The organism is Angustibacter aerolatus, from assembly GCF_054776675.1.
In genome coordinates this window covers 18,217-38,547 of record NZ_BAAHBM010000029.1, presented here as the reverse complement: position 1 = coordinate 38,547, position 20,331 = coordinate 18,217, and the positions used below count along the sequence as shown (strand labels likewise).

At 73.4% G+C, this 20,331-nt stretch carries 21 protein-coding genes; 8 read left to right on the top strand and 13 right to left on the bottom strand.

Translation table 11 applies throughout. The features are described from left to right. The 8 genes from ACYVI6_RS09055 to ACYVI6_RS09020 form a co-directional block, all read right to left on the bottom strand. On the bottom strand, positions 1–1,623 hold a 1,623-nt coding region (locus ACYVI6_RS09055), incomplete at its 3' end, for an NADH-quinone oxidoreductase subunit 5 family protein (protein WP_460446058.1). After that, positions 1,620–1,952, bottom strand: coding sequence for an NADH-quinone oxidoreductase subunit NuoK (gene nuoK / locus ACYVI6_RS09050; protein ID WP_460446057.1), 333 nt, complete (start codon positions 1,950–1,952; stop codon positions 1,620–1,622). The genes ACYVI6_RS09055 and nuoK, both read right to left, overlap by 4 nt. Continuing rightward, on the bottom strand, positions 1,949–2,494 hold the full coding sequence (locus tag ACYVI6_RS09045; protein ID WP_460446056.1) for an NADH-quinone oxidoreductase subunit J family protein: 546 nt from the start codon (positions 2,492–2,494) through the stop codon (positions 1,949–1,951). The genes nuoK and ACYVI6_RS09045 overlap by 4 nt, the downstream gene beginning before the upstream one ends. Continuing rightward, positions 2,491–3,099, bottom strand: a complete 609-nt coding sequence (locus tag ACYVI6_RS09040) for a NuoI/complex I 23 kDa subunit family protein (RefSeq protein WP_460446055.1) — start codon at positions 3,097–3,099, stop codon at positions 2,491–2,493. The genes ACYVI6_RS09045 and ACYVI6_RS09040 overlap by 4 nt, the downstream gene beginning before the upstream one ends. Continuing rightward, on the bottom strand, positions 3,096–4,058 hold the full coding sequence (nuoH, locus tag ACYVI6_RS09035) for an NADH-quinone oxidoreductase subunit NuoH (protein ID WP_460446054.1): 963 nt from the start codon (positions 4,056–4,058) through the stop codon (positions 3,096–3,098). Before nuoH ends, ACYVI6_RS09040 begins: the two co-directional genes overlap by 4 nt. Continuing rightward, positions 4,051–4,683 (bottom strand): NADH-quinone oxidoreductase subunit C, encoded by a 633-nt coding sequence (locus ACYVI6_RS09030; RefSeq protein WP_460446053.1) that lies wholly within the window; start codon positions 4,681–4,683, stop codon positions 4,051–4,053. The genes nuoH and ACYVI6_RS09030 overlap by 8 nt, the downstream gene beginning before the upstream one ends. Next, positions 4,680–5,255 (bottom strand): NADH-quinone oxidoreductase subunit B, encoded by a 576-nt coding sequence (locus ACYVI6_RS09025; RefSeq protein WP_460446052.1) that lies wholly within the window; start codon positions 5,253–5,255, stop codon positions 4,680–4,682. The genes ACYVI6_RS09030 and ACYVI6_RS09025 overlap by 4 nt, the downstream gene beginning before the upstream one ends. A 141-nt stretch (positions 5,256–5,396) precedes the next feature. Continuing rightward, positions 5,397–5,762, bottom strand: a complete 366-nt coding sequence (locus ACYVI6_RS09020; RefSeq protein ID WP_460446051.1) for an NADH-quinone oxidoreductase subunit A — start codon at positions 5,760–5,762, stop codon at positions 5,397–5,399. 148 nt (positions 5,763–5,910) lie between these two features. Here ACYVI6_RS09020 and ACYVI6_RS09015 point away from each other — a divergent pair, with 148 nt between their 5' ends. The 6 genes from ACYVI6_RS09015 to rarD all read left to right on the top strand — a co-directional run bounded on the left by ACYVI6_RS09015 (position 5,911) and on the right by rarD (position 12,584). Continuing rightward, positions 5,911–6,798 (top strand): ABC transporter substrate-binding protein, encoded by an 888-nt coding sequence (locus tag ACYVI6_RS09015; protein WP_460446050.1) that lies wholly within the window; start codon positions 5,911–5,913, stop codon positions 6,796–6,798. After that, complete coding sequence (locus tag ACYVI6_RS09010) at positions 6,795–7,646, top strand: amino acid ABC transporter permease (RefSeq protein WP_460446049.1); 852 nt, start codon at positions 6,795–6,797, stop codon at positions 7,644–7,646. Before ACYVI6_RS09015 ends, ACYVI6_RS09010 begins: the two co-directional genes overlap by 4 nt. Further along, entirely contained in the window at positions 7,643–8,386 is a 744-nt protein-coding gene (locus ACYVI6_RS09005; RefSeq protein ID WP_460446048.1) for an amino acid ABC transporter ATP-binding protein, read from the top strand. Before ACYVI6_RS09010 ends, ACYVI6_RS09005 begins: the two co-directional genes overlap by 4 nt. A 141-nt stretch (positions 8,387–8,527) precedes the next feature. After that, positions 8,528–10,525 (top strand): 2-oxoacid:acceptor oxidoreductase subunit alpha, encoded by a 1,998-nt coding sequence (locus ACYVI6_RS09000; RefSeq protein ID WP_460446047.1) that lies wholly within the window; start codon positions 8,528–8,530, stop codon positions 10,523–10,525. Next, complete coding sequence (locus ACYVI6_RS08995; protein WP_460446046.1) at positions 10,522–11,613, top strand: 2-oxoacid:ferredoxin oxidoreductase subunit beta; 1,092 nt, start codon at positions 10,522–10,524, stop codon at positions 11,611–11,613. Before ACYVI6_RS09000 ends, ACYVI6_RS08995 begins: the two co-directional genes overlap by 4 nt. Further along, a complete protein-coding gene (rarD, locus tag ACYVI6_RS08990) occupies positions 11,610–12,584 on the top strand; it encodes an EamA family transporter RarD (protein ID WP_460446045.1) in 975 nt (324 codons plus the stop codon). Before ACYVI6_RS08995 ends, rarD begins: the two co-directional genes overlap by 4 nt. An 11-nt stretch (positions 12,585–12,595) precedes the next feature. Here the strand turns inward: rarD and ACYVI6_RS08985 are convergent, their stop codons facing one another. Beyond that, on the bottom strand, positions 12,596–12,853 hold the full coding sequence (locus ACYVI6_RS08985) for a LysR family transcriptional regulator (RefSeq protein WP_460446044.1): 258 nt from the start codon (positions 12,851–12,853) through the stop codon (positions 12,596–12,598). A 309-nt stretch (positions 12,854–13,162) separates the two neighbouring features. Between ACYVI6_RS08985 and ACYVI6_RS08980 the strand changes: the two genes are divergently transcribed. Together ACYVI6_RS08980 and ACYVI6_RS08975 are read left to right on the top strand one after the other, a co-directional pair. After that, entirely contained in the window at positions 13,163–13,765 is a 603-nt protein-coding gene (locus tag ACYVI6_RS08980) for a hypothetical protein (protein ID WP_460446043.1), read from the top strand. Positions 13,766–13,858: 93 nt separating this feature from the next. After that, complete coding sequence (locus ACYVI6_RS08975) at positions 13,859–14,041, top strand: hypothetical protein (RefSeq protein ID WP_460446042.1); 183 nt, start codon at positions 13,859–13,861, stop codon at positions 14,039–14,041. A gap of 126 nt (positions 14,042–14,167) precedes the next feature. On the opposite strand, the gene ACYVI6_RS08970 is transcribed toward ACYVI6_RS08975, so the two are convergent. The 4 genes from ACYVI6_RS08970 to nuoL all read right to left on the bottom strand — a co-directional run bounded on the left by ACYVI6_RS08970 (position 14,168) and on the right by nuoL (position 20,277). Then, positions 14,168–15,175, bottom strand: coding sequence for a polyprenyl synthetase family protein (locus ACYVI6_RS08970; RefSeq protein ID WP_460446059.1), 1,008 nt, complete (start codon positions 15,173–15,175; stop codon positions 14,168–14,170). A gap of 79 nt (positions 15,176–15,254) precedes the next feature. Next, the gene (nuoN, locus tag ACYVI6_RS08965) at positions 15,255–16,808 is read right to left on the bottom strand and encodes an NADH-quinone oxidoreductase subunit NuoN (protein ID WP_460446041.1); all 1,554 of its coding nucleotides are present in this window, start codon (positions 16,806–16,808) and stop codon (positions 15,255–15,257) included. Next, a complete protein-coding gene (locus ACYVI6_RS08960) occupies positions 16,805–18,343 on the bottom strand; it encodes an NADH-quinone oxidoreductase subunit M (RefSeq protein WP_460446040.1) in 1,539 nt (512 codons plus the stop codon). The genes nuoN and ACYVI6_RS08960 overlap by 4 nt, the downstream gene beginning before the upstream one ends. Further along, positions 18,343–20,277 (bottom strand): NADH-quinone oxidoreductase subunit L, encoded by a 1,935-nt coding sequence (nuoL, locus tag ACYVI6_RS08955; RefSeq protein ID WP_460446039.1) that lies wholly within the window; start codon positions 20,275–20,277, stop codon positions 18,343–18,345. Before nuoL ends, ACYVI6_RS08960 begins: the two co-directional genes overlap by 1 nt. Positions 20,278–20,331: the final 54 nt, after the last annotated feature.

Genomic DNA, 20,331 nt, shown 5'->3' with positions numbered 1-20,331 from the left:
GGCCGCGAGCGCCGCGACGACGCCGAGCAGGGCGCGCCCGGCGGCGACCAGCGCGGTCGGCAGCCCGACGTGCACCTGGCCGGGCACGACGGGGTCGAGCAGCAGCAGGCCCCCGAGCAGGGCGGGCACCGCGAGCACGGCCAGCGGCACCAGCATCGCGCCGGGCACCGCTGCGACCGGCGGGGGCCACACGTCCTCGTCGCCGACGGTCTCGTCGGGCACCTGCACGCCGTCGACCACGGGCGGCTCGGCGGCCGGCACGTCGCGCACCACGAGCAGCCAGGTGCGGGTGGCGTAGGCCGCGGTGACCAGGCCGGTGAGCAGGCCGCTGACCAGCACCAGCCAGGCCGCCCAGCCGAACGGCCCGTGCGTCGCCTCCTCGGCCGCGCCGAGCACGCCCTCCTTCGACCAGTACCCGCTGAGCGGCGGCACGCCGGCCAACGACGCGAGCCCCACGGTCAGCGCGACGGCCACGAGCGGCGCCCGGCGCCAGGCGCCGGCGAGCTCGTCGAGCGCGGTCGAGTGCACCTGGTGCGCGAGCGCACCGGCGGCGAGGAACAGCAGCGCCTTGAACCCGGCGTGCGACAGCAGCTGCACGACGCCGGGGGCCGCGCCGAGCTCGGGCGGGGTGACCGCGAGCGCCGCCAGCAGGTACGCGACCTGGCTGATGGTCGACCACGCCAGCACCCGCTTCAGGTCGGTCTGGGCGAGGGCGACCAGCGCGGCGACCAGCATCGTCAGCGCGGTGACCACGGCGAGCACGGCGCGGGCGGCGGGCGCCTGCTCGGCCAGCGGCAGCAGGCGGGCCAGCACGTAGCCGCCGGCCGCGACCATCGTGGCGGCGTGGATCAGGGCGCTGACCGGCGTCGGGCCCTCCATCGCGTCGGGCAGCCAGGTGTGCAGCGGCAGCTGGGCGCTCTTGCCGAGCACCCCGAGCGTCAGCAGCAGCACCGCGGCGGTGATCGTGCCGCCGCCGAGCCCGCCCAGCACGGCGGGGTCGAGCAGCGTGCTGATGCTCGTGGTGCCGGCGGCGGCGAGCAGCACCACGACGCCCAGCAGGAAGCCGACGTCGCCGACCCGGGTGACCAGGAACGCCTTCACGGCCGCCGCGCGCGCCGCCGTCCGCTCGCTCTCGTGCCCGACGAGCAGGTACGAGCAGAGGCCCATCGCCTCCCAGCCGATCAGCAGCAGCAGCAGGTCGTCGGCGTGCACCACGAGCAGCATCGCCGTGGTGAACAGCTGCACGGTGGCCACGTACGAGCGGTGCCGCGGGTCGGTCTCCTGGTAGCGCACCGAGTAGACCTGCACGCACAGCGCGACCACCGCGACCATGAGCGCGACGACGGCGCTCAGCCGGTCGGCGCGCAGGTCGAGGTGCACGGTCACAGCGCCCGTCTCGACCGGCCCGAGCAGCGGGACGGCGACCACCTCGCGGCCGCGGGTCAGCACCACCTCGACGACGGCCAGCAGCACCGCGACGCCCGCACCGGCGACGCCGGACGCCGACTGGGTGCGGCGGGCCGGGCGCGCGACGAACGCCCCGAGCAGCGCGGCGAGCGCCGGCAGCATCACGAGCAGCCGCGCCGTCCAGACCAGCGCCTGCGCGCCGTCGCCCGGGCTCACGCGGCGTCCTGCCGGTCGGTGCGCTCGGCGAGCGCGTCGGTGCCGCGCAGGTCGACGTCGCCGCGGCGGCGGAACAGCAGCAGCACCACGGCGAGCGCCACCCCGACCTCGGCCGCGGCGACGGTGATGACGAACACGGTGAGCGACTGGCCGCCGTGCAGCGGGTCGGCGTACGCGGCGTCGAACGTCACCAGCAACAGGTTGGCCGCGTTCAGCAGCAGCTCGAGCCCGACCAGCACCATGACGGCGTTGCGCCGCACCAGCACGCCGTAGACCCCGGCCCCGGCCAGCAGCGACGCCAGCACCAGGGGCCCGGCCAGGTGGATCACGCGTCGTCCTCGAGTGCCGCGCCGCCGCCTGCGGGGTCGGGCTCGGGGTCGCGCGACAGCACCAGCGCGGCGACGAGCGCGGCGAGCAGCAGCAGCGACAGCAGCTCGAACGGCAGCGCCCACGCGCCGAACAGGCTGCGCGCCAGCGGCTGCGCCTGCGACCGCGCCGGGTCGACGGCGATCGCGCGGCCGCCCACGGCGCTCACCAGGACCGCCCCCAGCAGCCCGGCGGTCGCGACCCCGGCGAGCACCGCGGCCACCCGGTTCGCCCGCCCCAGGTCGACCTCTGCCGAGCGGCCGATCGGCGCCCGCGTGAGCATCAGGGCGAACAGCACCAGCACCACGACGGCGCCCACGTAGACCAGCACCTGCACCAGCCCGACCACCTCGGCGCCGAGCACCAGGTAGCAGCCGGCCAGCGCCGCGAGCGCCGTCACCAGCCAGAGCGCGACGTGCACGACCTGCCGCGAGGTCACCGCGAGCACGCCGGACGCCGCAGCGAGCAGCCCGCACAGCGCGAACAGCACGTCGCGCGACGTCACGCCTCCCCCTGCGGCTCGGGAGCGGACGGCGGATCGGACGGCGGTGCGGCCTGGGCGGCGGGCGGCGCGGCGGCGGGACGCGGCGGCCGGGCGGGGCGAGCCGGCTTCTGCGCGCCCGCGACCTCCTTCGGCTCGGGGGCGCCGGGGTCGAGCGCGGGCGGCGGCGGCACGGTCGGCATCCACTCGCCGAGCCGGTCCCTGCCGTGCAGCAGGTCGCGGATGTCGAGCTCGGCGTACTCGAACTCGGGGCTCCAGTGCAGCGCGTCGAAGGGGCAGACCTCGATGCAGATGCTGCAGTACATGCAGAGCGAGAAGTCGATGTCGAAGCGGTCGAGCACGTTGCGCTGCCGCTCGCGGCCGCCGGGCGCCGCCGCGGGCAGCGTCTCCTTGTGGCTGTCGATCGTGATGCACCAGTCGGGGCACTCCCGGGCGCACAGCATGCAGACCGTGCAGTTCTCCTCGAGCAGCGCGATCACCCCGCGGCTGCGCGGCGGCAGCTCGGGCTGGACGTCGGGGTACTCCTGCGTGTGCGCGTGCTTCGTCATCGTGCGGGCCGTGGTCGCCAGGCCCTGCAGCAGACCGGAGAGCGGCTTCTTCGCGCTCATGCGGTCGCCACCGCCAGCACGGCCGTGATCGCGAGCTGCAGCAGCGCCAGCGGCACCAGCACCTTCCAGGCCAGCGCCTGCAGCTGGTCCTCGCGCACCCGCGGCCAGGCCACCCGCACCCAGATGATCACCAGCGACACCAGTCCCGTCTTCAGCAGCGTCCACCACGCGCCGTCCGGCCCCGGCCCTCGCCAGCCGCCGAGGAACAGCACCGCCGTCAGCGCCGCGAGCAGCACGATGCCGGCGTACTCCGACAGCAGGAAGAACGCGAAGCGCAGCCCGGTGTACTCGGTGTACGGCCCGAACACGAGCTCGCTGTCGGCGACCGGCATGTCGAACGGCGGCCGGGTCAGCTCGGCGACGCCGGCGACCACGAAGCAGACCAGCGCGGGCAGCTGCCACACCAGCCACCACCCGTGCCACGCGTCGACGATCCCGCCGAGCCGCAGGGTGCCGGCGGCGAGCGCCACGCTGGCGGCGGCGAGCACGATCGGCAGCTCGTACGACAGCAGCTGCGCGGCGGTGCGCAGGCCGCCGAGCAGCGCGTACTTGTTGGCGCTGGCCCAGCCGGCCATCAGCGTGCCGAGCACCCCGAGCGCGCTGACCGCCAGCACGAACAGCAGCCCGGCGTCGAGGTCGGCGCCGACCACCCCGGGCGCCAGCGGCACCGCGGCCATCGCGACGAGGTACGGCACCAGCGCGACGCCCGGCGCCAGGCCGAACACCCGCCTGTCGGCCGCCGCGGGCACGACGTCCTCCTTCTGCACGAACTTCACGCCGTCGGCCACCAGCTGCGCCCAGCCGTGGAACCCGCCGGCGTACATCGGCCCGAGCCGGCCCTGCATGTGCGCCATCACCTTGTGCTCGGCCTGCCCGACCACGAGGGGCAGCACGAGGAAGGCCACCAGCACCACCACGGTGTGCAGCACGGCGTCGAGCACCGTCGCGGCGTCAGGCATCGCGCGGTCCCCACTCGGGCGGCGGCACGCCCGGCGGCAGCAGCTTGCGGCGCGACGGCGAGGTGCCGGCGTCGCTCTCCCCCGGCTCCTTCGCGCCCGGCCACGCCTTGCTGGCCCGGGACGCGAGCTGGAACGACTTGCGCAGCGGGGTGCCCTCGAACCCGTCGGGCAGCAGCAGCGGGCGCAGGCCCTCGTCGGTGCCGTCGTCGAAGCCGGTGAAGTCGACGCCGAACATCTCGTGCGTCTCGCGCTCGTGCCAGGCCGCGCCCGGCCACAGGTCGGTGACGCTGGCCAGGCTCGGCCCGGCGGTGGGCAGCCGGGTGCGCACCAGCAGCCGCACCAGCCCGCCCTCGTGCCGCGGGCCGCCGGACCTCGAGTCGACCAGGTGCGCCACGACGTCGAGGGACGCCGGGTCGGCCGCGGGCTCGTCGACCGCCGACAGCCAGTCGAGCAGGTCGAGGCCGCCGCCGTCGCGGCACGCCACCAGCACGTCGTGCCAGCGCTCGGGCGGGACGTCGACGCACGGCGTCCCCGACGCGTCGTGGGCCGGCAGCGGCTCGGCCAGCCCGACCGCCTCGGCCAGCCGCGCCCCCACCCGCTCGGGGGTGCCGATCGCGGTGCTCATGCCGGCCGCACCGGTCCCCCGGCGTCCGGCGCGACGAGGCCGCGGGTCAGCGAGGCCGCCGTGCGGCGCCGGGCGATCGACGCGCCGGTCAGCTCCTCGTCGGCGATCTTCTGCTGCAGCATCAGGATGCCGTGCAGCAGCGCCTCGGGCCGCGGCGGGCAGCCCGGCACGTACACGTCGGCGGGGATCAGCTGGTCGACGCCCTTGGTGACGCAGTAGCTGTCCCAGTACGGGCCGCCGGAGTTGCTGCACGCGCCGAACGAGATGACGTACTTCGGCTCGGGCATCTGGTCGTAGAGCCGCCGGATCGCCGGCGCCATCTTGTCGGTGACCGTGCCGCTGACCACCATGAGGTCGGCCTGCCGGGGCCCGGGCGCGAACGGGATCACCCCGAGCCGGATGAAGTCGTGCCGCGCCATCGACGCCGCGATGAACTCGATCGCGCAGCACGCCAGCCCGAAGTTGAACACCCAGAGGCTGTAACGCCGCCCCCAGTTCAGCACCAGCCGCAGGGGTCGCGGCGCCGCCTCGGCGAGCGCCCCGACGCGCGGTGCAGGCAGGTCCACGGGCACGCCGCTCACCCTAGGCCCAACTGCCTTTGCGCACCTCAGCCCGGTTTGCGCGTCTCAGCCCGCTCCACGGCGCCTCGGCAGCGGGCTGACGCGCGGAAACCGGGCTGACGCGCGGAAACCGGGCTGACGCGCGGAAAGGGGTCAGAGCCAGCGGAGCAGGCCGCGGCGCCAGGCGTGGGCGAGGCCGACGGCGAGCACCCCGAGGAAGACGCCCATCTCGGCGAGGGTGCGCCAGCCGAAGCCGGGCAGCCGCAGCACGGTCGCCCAGGGCAGCAGGTACATCGCGTCGACGGCGAACACGACGTACAGGTAGGCGTACAGGTAGTAGCGCACGTTGGTCTGCGCCCACCCCGACCCGACGGGGTCGACGCCCGACTCGTACGTGGTGAGCTTGCCCGGGGTGGGGGCGTTCGGCCGCAGCAGCCGGGTGCCCTGCGTGGCGACGACGAACAGCGCGACGCCGGCGAGCACCACGAGCCCGACCACGACGTACGGCGACTGCTGCACGCGCCGACCCTAGCGCCGCGCCGGACGACGGAGCGGGGCAGACGTCCGCCGGGTGAGAAGATGCGTCCGCACGTTGGCGGCCAGGGGGACGCCACCGGCACGCTCGACGCCGAGCCCCCACCCGTCAGCACGACACCCGGAGTCCCGCATGCGCCGCCTGCTCGTCCCGCTCGTCCCCGTCGCCGCCCTCGCGCTGCTCGCCACCGGCTGCGCGCCGCAGGACGACGACGCCGCCGCCCCCGCGTCGTCCGCCTCCGCGAGCGCGAGCGGCTCGGCCACCACCGCGCGGTGCAGCCCCGACACGATGGACACCAAGACCAAGGGCACGCTGACCGTCGCGACCGACAAGCCGGCGTACGAGCCGTGGTTCTCCGGCGACGACCCGAGCAACGGCAAGGGCTTCGAGTCGGCCGTCGCCTTCGCCGTCGCGAAGCAGCTCGGGTTCGAGCAGGGCAGCGTGAAGTGGGTGACCGCCGGGTTCAACCAGGTGATCAGCCCCGCGCCGAAGGACTTCGACGTCGACGTCAACCAGGTCTCGATCACCGACGCCCGCAAGAAGAACATCGACTTCTCGTCGGGCTACTACGACGTCGCGCAGTCGGTCGTCACGGTCAAGGGCAGCAAGGCCGCCGGCGCCAAGAGCATCGCCGACCTCAAGGGCCTGAAGCTCGGCGCGCAGGTGGGCACCACCAGCTACACCGTCGCGAAGGACACCATCGCGCCGTCCGAGCAGGTCGCCGTCTTCAACACGAACGACGACGCGAAGGCGGCGCTGCAGAACGGCCAGGTCGACGCGCTCGTCGTCGACCTGCCGACCGGCCTGTTCCTCGCCGCGGCCGACCTGAAGAACGGCCAGCTGGTCGGCCAGCTGCCGTCGTCCGGCACGCCCGAGCAGTTCGGCATGGTGCTCGACAAGGGCAGCAGCCTCACCGCGTGCGTCTCGCAGGCGGTCGACGCGCTGCGCGCCGACGGCACGCTGAAGCAGCTCGAGCAGCAGTGGCTGACCAGCACCGCGGGCGCGCCCGAGCTGCAGTGACGACCGCGTACGAGGTCTCGCCGCTGCAGCGCGAGCGACTGGCCTACCGCAGGCGGCGGGCCACCCGCTCGACCCTGACCGGGCTGGCCACCACCGTGGGCGCGGCCGTGCTGGTCGTGGTCGTCGTGGTGCGCAGCCCCGGCTGGCCGCGCGTGCGGTCGAGCTTCTTCGACGTGCAGGTCGGCTGGGACGCGCTGCCCCAGGTGCTCGAGGGCCTGTGGCTGAACCTGCGCGTGATGGTGGTCTGCGAGATCGTCATCCTCGCGTTCGGCCTGCTGCTCGCGATCATGCGGACGACGCGCGGCCCGGTCGCGATGCCGCTGCGGGCGTTCGCCACCGGGTACGTCGACCTGTTCCGCGGGCTGCCGCTGCTGCTCGTGCTGTACCTGGTGGGCTTCGGCGTGCCCGGGCTGCGGCTGACCGGCATGCCGTCGAGCGTGGTGTTCTGGGGCGGCGCCGCGCTGGTGCTGACGTACTCGTCGTACGTCGCCGAGGTGTTCCGCGCCGGCATCGAGTCGGTGCACCCGAGCCAGCTCGCGGCGGCCCGCGGCCTCGGCCTGTCGTACGGCCGCGCCATGCGGTTCGTGGTGCTGCCGCAGGCCGCCCGCCGGGTGCTGCCGCCGCTGCTGAACGACCTGGTCAGCCTGCAGAAGGACTCGGGCCTCATCTCGGTGCTCGGCGCGATCGACGCCATCCGCGCCGCGCAGATCGCCGGTGCCGAGACCGCCGGCTTCACGCCGTACGTCGTCGCCGGGCTGTGCTTCGTGCTGCTCACGATCCCGCTGACCCGGCTCACCGACCGGGTCGCACGGCGGCAGGGCTGGCAGGGCGCGGGGGGCGTGCCGTGACGCGCCCGCTGCTGAGCGTGCGCGGCCTGCGCAAGACGTACGGGTCGCACGTGGTGCTCGACGGCCTCGACCTCGACGTCGCGCCGCACGAGTGCGTGGCGCTGATCGGCGCGTCGGGGTCGGGCAAGTCGACGCTGCTGCGGTGCGTCGACCTGCTCGAGACCCTCGACGACGGCGTGATCGAGCTCGACGGAGACGACGTCAGCGACCCGCGGGTCGACGCCGACGCCGTCCGGGCCCGCATCGGCATCGTGTTCCAGGCCTACAACCTGTTCCCGCACCTGCGGGTCGTCGACAACGTGGCCCTGGCCCCGCGCCGGGTGCACGGCGTCTCGAAGCAGCAGGCCGAGCACGAGGCGATCGAGGTGCTGCGCCGGGTGGGCCTGGCCGACAAGGCGCGCGCCTGGCCCGACGAGCTGAGCGGCGGTCAGCAGCAGCGGGTGGCCGTCGCCCGGGCGCTGGTCACCAAGCCGCTGCTGCTGCTGCTCGACGAGGTGACGTCGGCCCTCGACCCCGAGCTGGTCGGCGAGGTGCTGGCGCTGCTGCGCGACCTCAGCGAGGAGGGCACCACGATGGTGCTGGCCACGCACGAGATGGCGTTCGCCCGCGACGTCGCGCACCGGGTCGCGTTCCTCGACGGCGGCCGGGTGCTCGAGCAGGGCCCGCCGGCGCAGGTGCTCGGCGAGCCGCAGGAGGACCGCACCCGCACGTTCCTGGCCCGGGTGCTCGGCGGGTTCTGAGCAGGGCCCGGCGGCCCGGCGCATCGGCCCGGTTCGTCTCGTGACGCGGGACTCATCGCTCCACAGGAATCCTCGGTGCAAGGGTCGCCTTACCATTGACGAGGAAGCACCGACCCGACGACGCGAGGCGATCTCCCCAGCATGAGCAGCAGCAAGCAGGTGCAGAAGCTCGACCGCGTGGTGATCCGGTTCGCCGGCGACTCCGGTGACGGCATGCAGCTCACCGGCGACCGGTTCACCTCCGAGACGGCGGCGCTCGGCAACGACCTGTCGACGCTGCCCAACTTCCCGGCCGAGATCCGCGCGCCCCAGGGGACGCTGCCGGGCGTCTCGAGCTTCCAGCTGCACTTCGCCGACCACGACGTGCTCACGCCGGGCGACGCGCCCGACGTGCTCGTCGCGATGAACCCGGCGGCGCTCAAGGCGAATCTGGCCGACCTGCCGCGCGGCGCCACGCTCATCGTCGACACCGACGAGTTCACCAAGCGCAACCTCGCGAAGGTCGGCTACGCGGCGAACCCGCTCGACGACGACTCGCTCGACAGCTACCACCTGCACGCCCTGGGGCTGACGTCGATCACGGTGGCGGCGCTGGCTGACTTCGAGCTGTCGCGCAAGGACAAGGAGCGGGCGAAGAACATGTTCGCCCTCGGCCTGCTGTCGTGGCTGTACAACCGGCCGACCGAGGGCACCGAGTCGTTCCTGCACGGCAAGTTCGCGAAGAAGCCGGAGATCCTGAAGGCGAACCTGGCGGCGTTCCACGCCGGCTGGGCGTACGGCGAGACCACCGAGGACTTCGCGGTGTCGTACGAGGTCGCCGCGGCACCGATGCCTCCTGGCACCTACCGCAACATCACGGGCAACACGGCGCTCGCCTACGGCCTCGTCGCCGGCGCCCGCCGCGCCGGCCGCCCGCTGGTGCTCGGCGCGTACCCCATCACCCCGGCGTCCGACGTGCTGCACACCCTGAGCGGCCTCAAGGCGTACGGCGTGACGACGCTGCAGGCCGAGGACGAGATCGCCGGCATCGGTGCGGCCCTGGGCGCCTCGTTCGGCGGGGCGATCGGCGTCACCACGACGTCCGGCCCCGGCGTGGCGCTGAAGGCCGAGACCATCGGCCTGGCCGTCTCGCTCGAGCTGCCGCTGGTGATCTGCGACGTGCAGCGCGGCGGCCCCTCGACCGGGCTGCCCACCAAGACCGAGCAGTCCGACCTGCTGCTGGCGATGTTCGGCCGCAACGGCGAGGCGCCGGTGCCGATCGTGGCGCCCCGCTCCCCCGCCGACTGCTTCGACGCCGCCATCGAGGCGGTGCGCATCGCCACGACGTACCGGACGCCGGTCTTCCTGCTCTCGGACGGCTACCTGGCGAACGGGTCCGAGCCGTGGCGGGTCCCGACGATGGCCGACCTGCCCGACATCACCGTCGAGCTGACCACCGAGCCGAACGCCACGGTCGGCGACGAGCCGGACGGCGAGCCGCGGTTCCTGCCGTACGAGCGCGACCCCGAGACGCTCGCCCGGCCCTGGGCGGTGCCCGGCACGCCCGGCCTCGAGCACCGCATCGGCGGCATCGAGAAGGCCGACCGCACCGGCGACATCAGCTACGACCCGGCCAACCACGACCGCATGGTGCGGCTGCGGCAGGCCAAGGTCGACGGCATCGCCCGCACCGCGCCGGCCACCTGGGTCGACGACCGCCCCGGCCCGGACGGCGCCCGCGCCGACGTGCTGGTGCTCGGCTGGGGCTCGACGTACGGGCCGATCAGCGCCGCCGTCCGCGCCGTGCGGGCCCGCGGGGGCCTCGTCGCGCAGGCCCACCTGCGCCACCTGAACCCGTTCCCGAGCGACCTGGGTGACGTGCTGCGGCGGTACCGCCGGGTGCTGGTGCCCGAGATGAACCTGGGCCAGCTGTCGATGCTGCTGCGCGCCCGGTACCTCGTCGACGTGCAGGCGCTCACCCAGGTGCGCGGGCTGCCGTTCACCACCCACGAGCTGGTCGAGGCGATCGCCGCGCAGGCCGAGCTCGTCGACGCAGCCGACCCCACCCACGGCACCCACGAGGCGCCGCACCAGCCCGACGAGCGACCGGCCGACCTGACACCCGCCGGCCCGGCCGCTCCCGAGGAGGAGGCACTGTGAGCACCATCGACCTCGGCCTGCCCGCGTCGCGCGGTCTCGCCGGCGTCCCGGCCCTGCCGGTCGGCGCGCCCAAGCAGACCAAGAAGGACTTCACCAGCGACCAGGAGGTGCGCTGGTGCCCCGGCTGCGGCGACTACGCCGTGCTGGCCGCCGTGCAGTCGTTCCTGCCCGAGCTCGGCCTGCGCCGCGAGAACATCGTGTTCGTCAGCGGCATCGGGTGCTCGTCGCGCTTCCCGTACTACCTCGACACCTACGGCATGCACTCGATCCACGGGCGCGCGCCGGCCATCGCCACCGGCCTGGCCGTCGCCCGGCCCGACCTGTCGGTCTGGGTCGTCACCGGTGACGGCGACGCGCTGTCGATCGGCGGCAACCACCTCGTGCACGCCCTGCGGCGCAACGTGAACCTCAAGATCCTGCTCTTCAACAACCGGATCTACGGGCTCACCAAGGGGCAGTACAGCCCGACGTCCGAGCCGGGCAAGGTCACCAAGTCGACGCCGATGGGGTCGGTCGACACGCCGTTCAACCCGGTGTCGCTGGCGCTGGGCGCCGAGGCGTCGTTCGTGGCCCGCACCCTCGACAGCGACCGCAAGCACCTGACCTCGGTGCTGCGGCAGGCGGCCGAGCACCGCGGCACCGCGCTGGTCGAGATCTTCCAGAACTGCCCGATCTTCAACGACGGCGCCTTCGACGTGCTGAAGGACCGCGACGAGTCGCAGGCCCGGCTGCTGCACCTCGAGCACGGTCAGCCCCTCGCGCTCGGCGCCGAGGGCGACCGGCGCGTCGTGGTGCGCGACGACGCCGGGAGCCTGCAGGTGGTGCCCGAGGCGCAGGCCGACCCCGCCCGCGTGGTGCGGCACGACGCGCACGACCCCGACCCCTCCCAGCAGTTCGCGCTGTCGCGGCTCGACGGGCCCGACATGGCGCACGTGCCGGTGGGCGTGTTCCGCGACGTCGAGCGCCCCACGTACGACGACCAGGTGCGTGCACAGGTCGACGCCGCCGTCGAGCAGCGCGGCGGTCCGGCCGACGACGACGCGTTCAGCGCGCTCGTCGCCGGCCGCGACACGTGGACCGTGGGGTGAGCGGGGCCGACACCCCGGTCACCACCTCGAGCGACGAGGGACAGGAACGACTCGGCACGCTCTTCGGGCTGGGCGCCTACCTGCTGTGGGGCGTCTTCCCGCTGTACTTCCGCCTGCTGGAGCCGGCGGGCGCCGTCGAGATCGTCGTGCACCGCGTGCTGTGGTCGCTGCTCGTCTGCCTGGTGGTGCTCGCGGTCGTGCGCGACGTCTCGTGGGTGCGGCCGCTGCTGCGCCGGCCGCGCTCGCTGCTGACGCTCGGGGTGGCCGCGGTGTTCATCGCGGTCAACTGGGGCGTCTACGTGTACGCCGTCAACGCCGGTCACGTCGTCGAGGCGGCGCTCGGGTACTTCATCAACCCGATCGTGACCGTGCTGGTCGGCGTGCTGGTGCTGCGGGAGCGGCTGCGCCGCCTGCAGTGGGCCGCCGTCGCGTTCGGTCTGGTGGCGGTCGTCGTGCTCACCGTCGACTACGGCCGCCCTCCCTGGATCGCGCTGCTGCTGGCGGTCTCGTTCGCGACGTACGGCCTGATGAAGAAGCGCGTCGGCGTGGGGCTCGGCGCCCTGGCCAGCCTGACCTCCGAGACCGTGCTGCTCGCACCGGTCGCGGCCGTCGCCCTGATCTGGCTGGAGGCCACCGGTCGCGGCACCTTCGCCGAGTCGGCGCCGGGGCACGGCCTGCTGCTGGCCTCCACCGGCGTCGCGACGGCGGTGCCGCTGCTGCTCTTCGCGGCGTCCGCCCGCCGGGTGCCGCTGGTGACGATCGGCCTGCTGCAGTTCCTGACGCCGGTGCTGCAGCTGCTGTGCGGCGTGCTGCTGCTCGGTGAGCACGTGCCGGCCTCGCGCTGGATCGGCTTCGCCGTGGTGTGGGTGGCCCTCGTGCTGCTCACCCTCGACAGCGTGCGCAGCGCCCGAGCGCGGCGCCTCGATCGCACCGCGGCCGCCCGCCGCGAACCCGCCCACGACGCGAGCTGACGCACGACCGTTCACGAGCGCCGCACCTCGTCGACCAGGGTGTCGGCCACGCCGAGCAGCACCTTGGCGTAGGGCAGCGCCACCGCGCCCTGGTGCGTGAGCTGCAGCCCGCCGTCGCCCCGCTGGAACAGCCGGCACCCCAGGCGGCGCTCGAGGGTGTGGATCTGCTGGCTGATGCCCGGCTGCGAGTACCCCAGCAGCGCGGCGGCGGCCGAGACCGAGCCGGTGTCGGAGACGCGCACGAAGGCGCGGAGCAGCGTCAAGTCCATCCCTGTCCCCCTCGGGTGCGTCCCCACGCACCGCGAGTGTCCCCCTCGCGCCGTCAGACTGTCAAGCGACAACCGAGGGTGCTGTCACAGCCAGACCGCACCCGCGCACGCGGGAGCGCGCGCGTCGCACGCCCGCGATAGCGCACCCGCACCCGCTCCCACCAGACCCGATCACGACCTCGCATGCGTCGTTGCCCGCTGTCGTCGGACGACAACAGCCTGGCCCGACGGCGCACTCGCGCCGTCACGACCACGACCTCGGGAGTCCCGTCCATGCCCGTGCGCACCCGCCCCACCTCGCACCGCCCCGTGCCGACCCTGCTCCGCACCGTCGGCGCCGCGCTCACCGCCGGCGCCCTCACCCCGGCCGCCGCCTCCGGCGCGGCGGCCGCGCCCGACGCGTCCCCGCCCGGCCACGCGGCGACCGCCCGGTCCGAGCCGTCGCAGCCCGCCACCGGGCTCGACCGCGCCGCGCCGGACGCCCTCGTCGGCACCGTGACCGACGCCTCGACCAGCACGTCGGTCGCTCCGTCTCCCCGGTCGGCGGCGGCCACCCGGCTGGCCAGCCGGTGGCGCACCTTCCGCGGTGGTCGCATGAAGCTCGGCACCGCCAAGGGGCTGCCGGCCGTCTACATCCACTTCACCTGGTCGCGCACCTGGGCGATCCAGAAGTCGATCGAGCACTCGGGCGGCAAGGCCCGCGCCGTGGCGGCGACGGCCTGCGCGTTCGTCCCCACCACGCCGGCCGCCGCGGCCTGCGTGCTCGCGGTGCAGTGGAAGCTCGACAGCCTCGAGAAGGCGGCTCGCTCGGGCACGAGGCACCGGCGGTGCGTGGCGGTGCGCGCCCCGCTCGGCGCCGGAGCGGCCCAGCTGGCGCTGTTCCGGTTCTACACCGTCCGGTGCGTCAAGTGATCCCCCGGCACCGGGCCACCGTCACGGTGGTGACGTGTCATGCTGGGTCGCGTGTCGTCCCGTCCGCCCCGCCCCTGACGTGAGGAGCACACCGTGCAGCACCTGACCCTGCTCGCCCGCGAGCTGTTGACCCTGGCCGTCGCGCTGGTCGTCGTCTTCGCCTTCGGCCGGCTCTCGGTGGCCGACACCGCCCTGCTCGTCGTGCTGTGGTGCGCGGTCCGCGCCGGCACGCTCGTGCTGAGCAGGCGCCGTCGGCACCCGCAGCCGACCCCCTAGGCGGCGCCGCGACGCACCGCCCACGACCCCGCAGCACCCACCAACCCTCCGGTGGGTGCTGCGGCCGTTCAGGGGTCGTTGGTCGGCCGACCCGCTGCCCTCCCGCGCCACTCGGGCGCGCGCGGGTCAGGCCGAGCGCTCGACGACGCCGTGCGCGAGCTGGGCGAGCGCCCGGGTGATCGGGCCCTCTGGCAGCGACGAGAGCGCGGCGCGGGCGTCGTCGGCCCACTGGCGGGTGACCTCGCGCGCCTCGGTCATGGCCGGGTGGGCGCGCAGCAGCTCGAGCGCCTCGGCGTGCCGGGCGTCGTCGTGCAGGTCGCCGTCGAGCAGCTCGAGCAGCCGGGCGTCGGCGGGGTCGGTCGACCGCCGGGCGAGCAGCACCGGCAGGGTGGGCACGCCCTCGCGCAGGTCGGTGCCCGGCGTCTTGCCCGACTCGGCCGACTCGGACGCCAGGTCGATGAGGTCGTCGGCCAGCTGGAACGCGACGCCGATGCGCTCGCCGTAGCGACGCATCACCTCGACGACCGCGTCGTCGGCACCCCCGAAGCGGGCGCCGAACCGGCCGGCGGTCGCGATGAGCGAACCGGTCTTCTCGCCCAGCACGGTGAGGTAGTGCTCGACCGGGTCGGCCCCCTCGGGCGGTCCGATGGTCTCGTGGGTCTGCCCGGCGCAGAGCACCTCGAAGGTCTCGGCCTGCACCCGCACCGCCTCGACCCCGAGGTCGGTCACGACCTGCGAGGCCCGGGCGAACAGCAGGTCGCCGGTGAGGATGGCGACGGTGTTGCCCCAGCGCGCGTTCGCACTGTCGGCGCCGCGCCGCAGCATCGCCTCGTCCATCACGTCGTCGTGGTACAGCGACGCCAGGTGCGTCAGCTCGACCACGACGGCCGCCCGCACGACGTCGTCGCTCACCGGGCCCGGCTCGGGGCCCAGCTGCGCCGACAGCACGGTCAGCAGCGGTCGGAACCGCTTGCCGCCGGCCTCCAGGAGGTGCCGGGCAGCGCCCGCGATGAACACGTCGACGTGGTCGACCGCCTGCTCGAGCTGCTTCTCGACCCGCTCCATGCCGTCGGTGACGGCTGCGGCCAGCGCTGGGTCGTCGATGGGGAGGCCGAAGGCGTCGGCGGCGGTCACCTGCACCTCACCATCGTAGGCGTGCCTCGGGTGGACGTCGCACGAGTGCCGACCGACCGGGTCAGCATGCGACGGGGCCTCAGGGCAGGAAGGTCGACGAGCGCGTGGCCAGGTCGAGCACCGGCCCCGGCAGGATCCCGAGCACGATGGTCATGAGCGCGCCGACGCCGATCGCGACGGTGGTGAACGCGCTCGGGGCGGCCACCACGGTGCTGTCGCCGTCCGGCTCGGAGAAGTACATGAGCACGATGACGCGCACGTAGAAGAACGCGGCGATGGCGCTCGACACCACGCCCACGATCGCCAGCCAGGTGCCGCCGTGACCGACCGCCGCCGAGAACACCGCGTACTTGCCGATGAAGCCGGACGTCGCGGGGATGCCGGCGAAGGCGAGGAGGAACAGGCTGAACACCGCGGCCAGCAGCGGCGAGCGGCGAGCCAGTCCGGCCCACTGCGACAGGTGCGTGGCCTCGCCCGCCTGGTCGCGCACCAGCGTCACGACGGCGAACGCGCCGATCGTGGTGAAGCCGTAGGCGGCCAGGTAGAAGAGCGAGCCCGACAGGCCGGTCTTGTCGAAGGCCAGCACGCCGGTGAGGATGAAGCCGGCGTGCGCGATCGAGCTGTAGGCGAGCATGCGCTTCACGTCGGTCTGCGTGATCGCGAGCACCGAGCCGACCACCATGGTGGCGATGGCCACGGCCCAGACCAGCGGCTGCCAGTCCCAGCGGTTGCCCTGCACGGCGACGTAGAACAGCCGCAGCATGGCGCCGAAGGCCGCGACCTTGGTGCAGGCGGCCATGAAGCCGGTCACCGGGGTCGGCGCGCCCTGGTAGACGTCCGGCGTCCAGGAGTGGAAGGGCACCGCGCCGACCTTGAACAGCAGCCCGACGGAGACCATCGCGACGCCGATCAGCAGCATCGTGTTGGACGACGTGGTGCCGGCGATCGCGGTGGCGATGTCGTCGAGGTAGAGCGAGCCCGAGAAGCCGAACAGCAGGGCCACGCCGAACAGGAAGAACGCCGACGAGAACGACCCGAGCAGGAAGTACTTCAGCGCGGCCTCCTGCGACAGCAGGCGCCGGCGACGGGCGAGCCCGCACATCAGGTACAGCGGCAGCGACAGCACCTCGAGCGCCACGAACATCGTGAGCAGGTCGCCTGCGGCCGGGAAGAGCAGCATGCCGGCGACCGAGAACAGCGTCAGCGTGAAGACCTCGCTCTGCACCCAGCCGGCGCGGGCGGTGGCCGCCTCGTACGCCGAGCCGGGCACGCTCGCGCCCTGCGAGGTGAACGCGTTGCCCTCGCTGCCGGCGAAGCGCTCGGCCATGGTGAGCACCCCGAGCAGGGCGAGCACCAGGATCGTGCCCTGCAGGAAGAGCGTCGGGCCGTCGACCACGACCGCCTTCGCCGCGGTCGAGCCCTTCGGGTCGTCGGCGGCCAGCACGACGGTGACGAACGACGCGAGCAGCCCGACGACGGTGACGCCCACCTGCGCGTTCCAGCGCACCCGGCGGGGCGCGAACGCCTCGACCAGCACCGACACCAGGCCGGCGCCGAAGACGACCAGGATCGGCGCGACCAGCGCGTAGCTGACCTGGGGCGCGCTGATGTCGGCCGCGACGAGGGCGCTCACTTCGAATCTCCTTGGACCGCTGGGACGGCGACGCGCGGTGTCGGGTCGGTCATGCCGATCTGCGACATCGTGCGCTCGACCGCCGGGTTGATGACGTCGAGCACCGGCTTCGGGAAGACCCCGAGGGCGATGATGACCGCCAGCACCGGCGCCACGACCCACGCCTCGCGGGCGGTCAGGTCGGGCGTGCCGGCCGCCGACTCCGGCTTGGGGCCGGTCATCATGCGCTGGTACATGAGCAGGATGTAGATGGCCGCCAGGATGATGCCCACGGTGGCGACCACACCGGCCGCCGGGTAGCGGGCGAACGTGCCGACCAGCACCAGGAACTCGCTGACGAAGCTCGACAGGCCGGGCAGCGCCAGGCTCGACAGGCCGGCGATCAGGAACGCGCCCGCCACGAGCGGCGTCACGCGCTGCCAGCCGCCGAAGTCGGGGATGCGTCGCGAGCCCCGACGGCCCGCCAGCATCGCGGCCACCAGGAACAGCGCGGCCGTCGAGAACCCGTGGTTGACCATGTAGAGCATCGAGCCGGACTGGCCGGTCGAGGTCATCGCGAAGATGCCCAGCACGATGAAGCCGAAGTGCGAGATGGACGTGTAGGCGATGAGCCGCATGACGTCGGTCTGGCCGATCGCCAGCAGCGCGCCGTACACGATCGACACGATCGCCAGCACGATGATCACCGGCGTCGCCCAGCGCGAGGCCTCGGGGAACAGCGGCAGGCAGAACCGGATCATGCCGAACGTGCCCACCTTGTCGAGCACGCCGACGAGCAGCACGGCGACCGGCGGCGGCGCCTCGGAGGCGGCGTCCGGCAGCCAGGTGTGCACCGGGAACATCGGCGCCTTGATCGCGAAGGCGAAGAAGAAGCCGAGGAACATCAGGCGCGCGGCGTCCGTGCCGATCTCGGTGCCGATCAGCTGGTCGAGCGTGAAGCCCTCGGGGCCGCCGGGGCCGGCCACGTAGAGCGCGATCACCGCGACGAGCATGATCAGCCCGCCGGCCAGCGAGTACAGCAGGAACTTCACCGCGGCGTACTGCCGCTGCGGACCGCCGTACGACCCGATGAGGAAGTACACCGGGATGAGCATGGCCTCGAAGAACACGTAGAACAGGAAGACGTCGGTGGCCGAGAAGACCCCGACCATCATCGTCTCGAGCACCAGCAGCAGCGCGAAGTAGTGGTGCTCGCGGCGGCCGACCTCGGGCGCGTCGCGCCAGGCGGCCAGCATGCAGACCGGCGTCAGGAAGGTCGACAGGGCGACCAGCGTGAGCGCGATGCCGTCGACGCCGAGCGAGTAGCTGACGCCGAGCGACGGGATCCAGTGGTGCAGCTCGGTGAACTGGAACTGCTGGGCGGAGCCGTTCTCGAACTGCAGCGCCATCGCGATGGTCAGCACCAGCGGCACCAGCGAGAACACCAGCGCCACGAGCTTGGCCAGGCGCGCCGAGGCGGCCGGCAGGGCCGCGACGACGACGGCGCCGACCAGCGGCACGACGCCGATGGTCGTGAGCCAGGGGAAGCTGCTCATCAGGAGATCACCGCCACGGCTGCGAGGAGGACGACGACGCCGGCGAGCATCCCGAGCGCGTACGTGCGGACGAACCCGTTCTGCAGGCGACGCGTGCGTGCCGACAACCCGCCGATCAGCGCGGCCAGCCCGCCGACGGCGCCGTCGACGCCCTTGTTGTCGGCGAAGACCAGCGAGCGCGTCAGGTGCTGGCCGGGACGCATCAGCAGGGCCTCGTTCACGTCGTCCTGGAAGAGGTCGCGGCGCGCGGCGCGGGTGGCCAGCGAGCCGACGGGGGCGGTGCGGGCGACGTCGTCGCGCCAGTACCGCAGGTAGGCCAGGCCGACACCGAGGAGCACCAGCACGAGGGTCAGGATCGTGATGACCGCGGGGGCCAGCACGGGCTCGACGTCGGGGTGCTCGCCGACCACCGGGTGCAGCCAGTCCTCGATGAGGCCCGTGGGGCCGAGCGCCAGGCCGAGCAGCGCCGAGCCGACGGCCAGCACCATCATCGGCACCGTCATCAGGGCGGGCGACTCGTGCGGGTGGTCGTCCTCGAGCCAGCGCCGCTTGCCCATGAAGGTCATGAAGAACAACCGGCTCATGTAGAACGCGGTGACGCCGGCGGCCAGCATCGCGGTCAGGCCGAAGACCCACGCGCGCCAGCCGTCGCCCTCGAACGCGGCCTCGATGATCTTGTCCTTGCTCCAGAAGCCGGACAGCCCCGGGAAGCCGATGATCGCCAGCCAGCCCAGCCCGAAGGTGATCCAGGTGATCTTCATCTTGGCGCTGAGGCCGCCGAAGGTGCGCATGTCGACGCGGTCGCGCATGCCGTGCATGACCGAGCCGGCGCCGAGGAACATGCCGGCCTTGAAGAAGCCGTGGGTCAGCAGGTGGAAGATCGCGAAGACGTAGCCCACCGGGCCGAGGCCGGCGGCGAGCATCATGTAGCCGATCTGGCTCATGGTCGAGGCGGCGAGGGCCTTCTTCAGGTCGTCCTTGGCGCAGCCGACGACCGCCCCGAACACCAGGGTGATCGCGCCGACGATCACGACGACCAGCTGCGCGTTCGGTGCCAGGTCGAAGATCGGGTGCGAGCGGACGACGAGGTAGACGCCCGCGGTGACCATCGTGGCCGCGTGGATGAGCGCCGACACCGGCGTCGGGCCGGCCATCGCGTCGCCCAGCCACGACTGCAGCGGGAACTGCGCGGACTTGCCGCACGCGCCGAGCAGCAGCATCAGGGCCATCGCGGTGAGCGCCGCGGTGCTCGCGCCCGACGAGGCGTTGAAGACCGTCGCGAAGTCGACCTTGCCGAACTGCACGAACATGATCATGATCGCGACGCTCAGCCCGAAGTCGCCCACGCGGTTGGCGATGAACGCCTTCTTGGCCGCGGCGGCGTACGCCGGGTTGTGGTTCCAGAACCCGATGAGCAGGTACGACGCGAGACCCACGCCCTCCCAGCCGACGTACAGCAGCAGGTAGCTGTCGGCCAGCACCAGCAGCAGCATCGAGGCCACGAAGAGGTTGAGATAGGCGAAGAACCGGCGGCGGTCGGCGTCGTGCTCCATGTAGGCGATGGAGTAGACGTGGATGAGCGAGCCGACGAAGGTCACCAGCAGCACGAACGCCAGCGACAGCGGGTCGAGCAGCAGCCCGGCGTCGAGCTGGAAGGCGCCGGCCGGCACCCAGCTGAACAGGTGCTGGTCGATCGAGCGCCCGCTCTCGCTCTCACCGAGCAGCGCGACGAACAGGATCGCCGCGACGACGAAGGCGCCCCACGAGCACAGGGTGCCGACGAGGTGGCCGAACCGGTCGGTGCGGCGGCCGCCGAGCAGCAGCACCGCGGCCCCGAGGAGCGGCAGCCCCACGAGCAGCCAGGTCAGCGAGAACGCGCCGGAGGCCGCCGTCGTGTGGAAGGCGCCCTCCGCCGCGAGCACTGAGGTGGTCAATGGTCAGGTCCCGTCGGTTCGTGTGCGAGTGCAGGCGTGCGCGGCCCGGGGGCC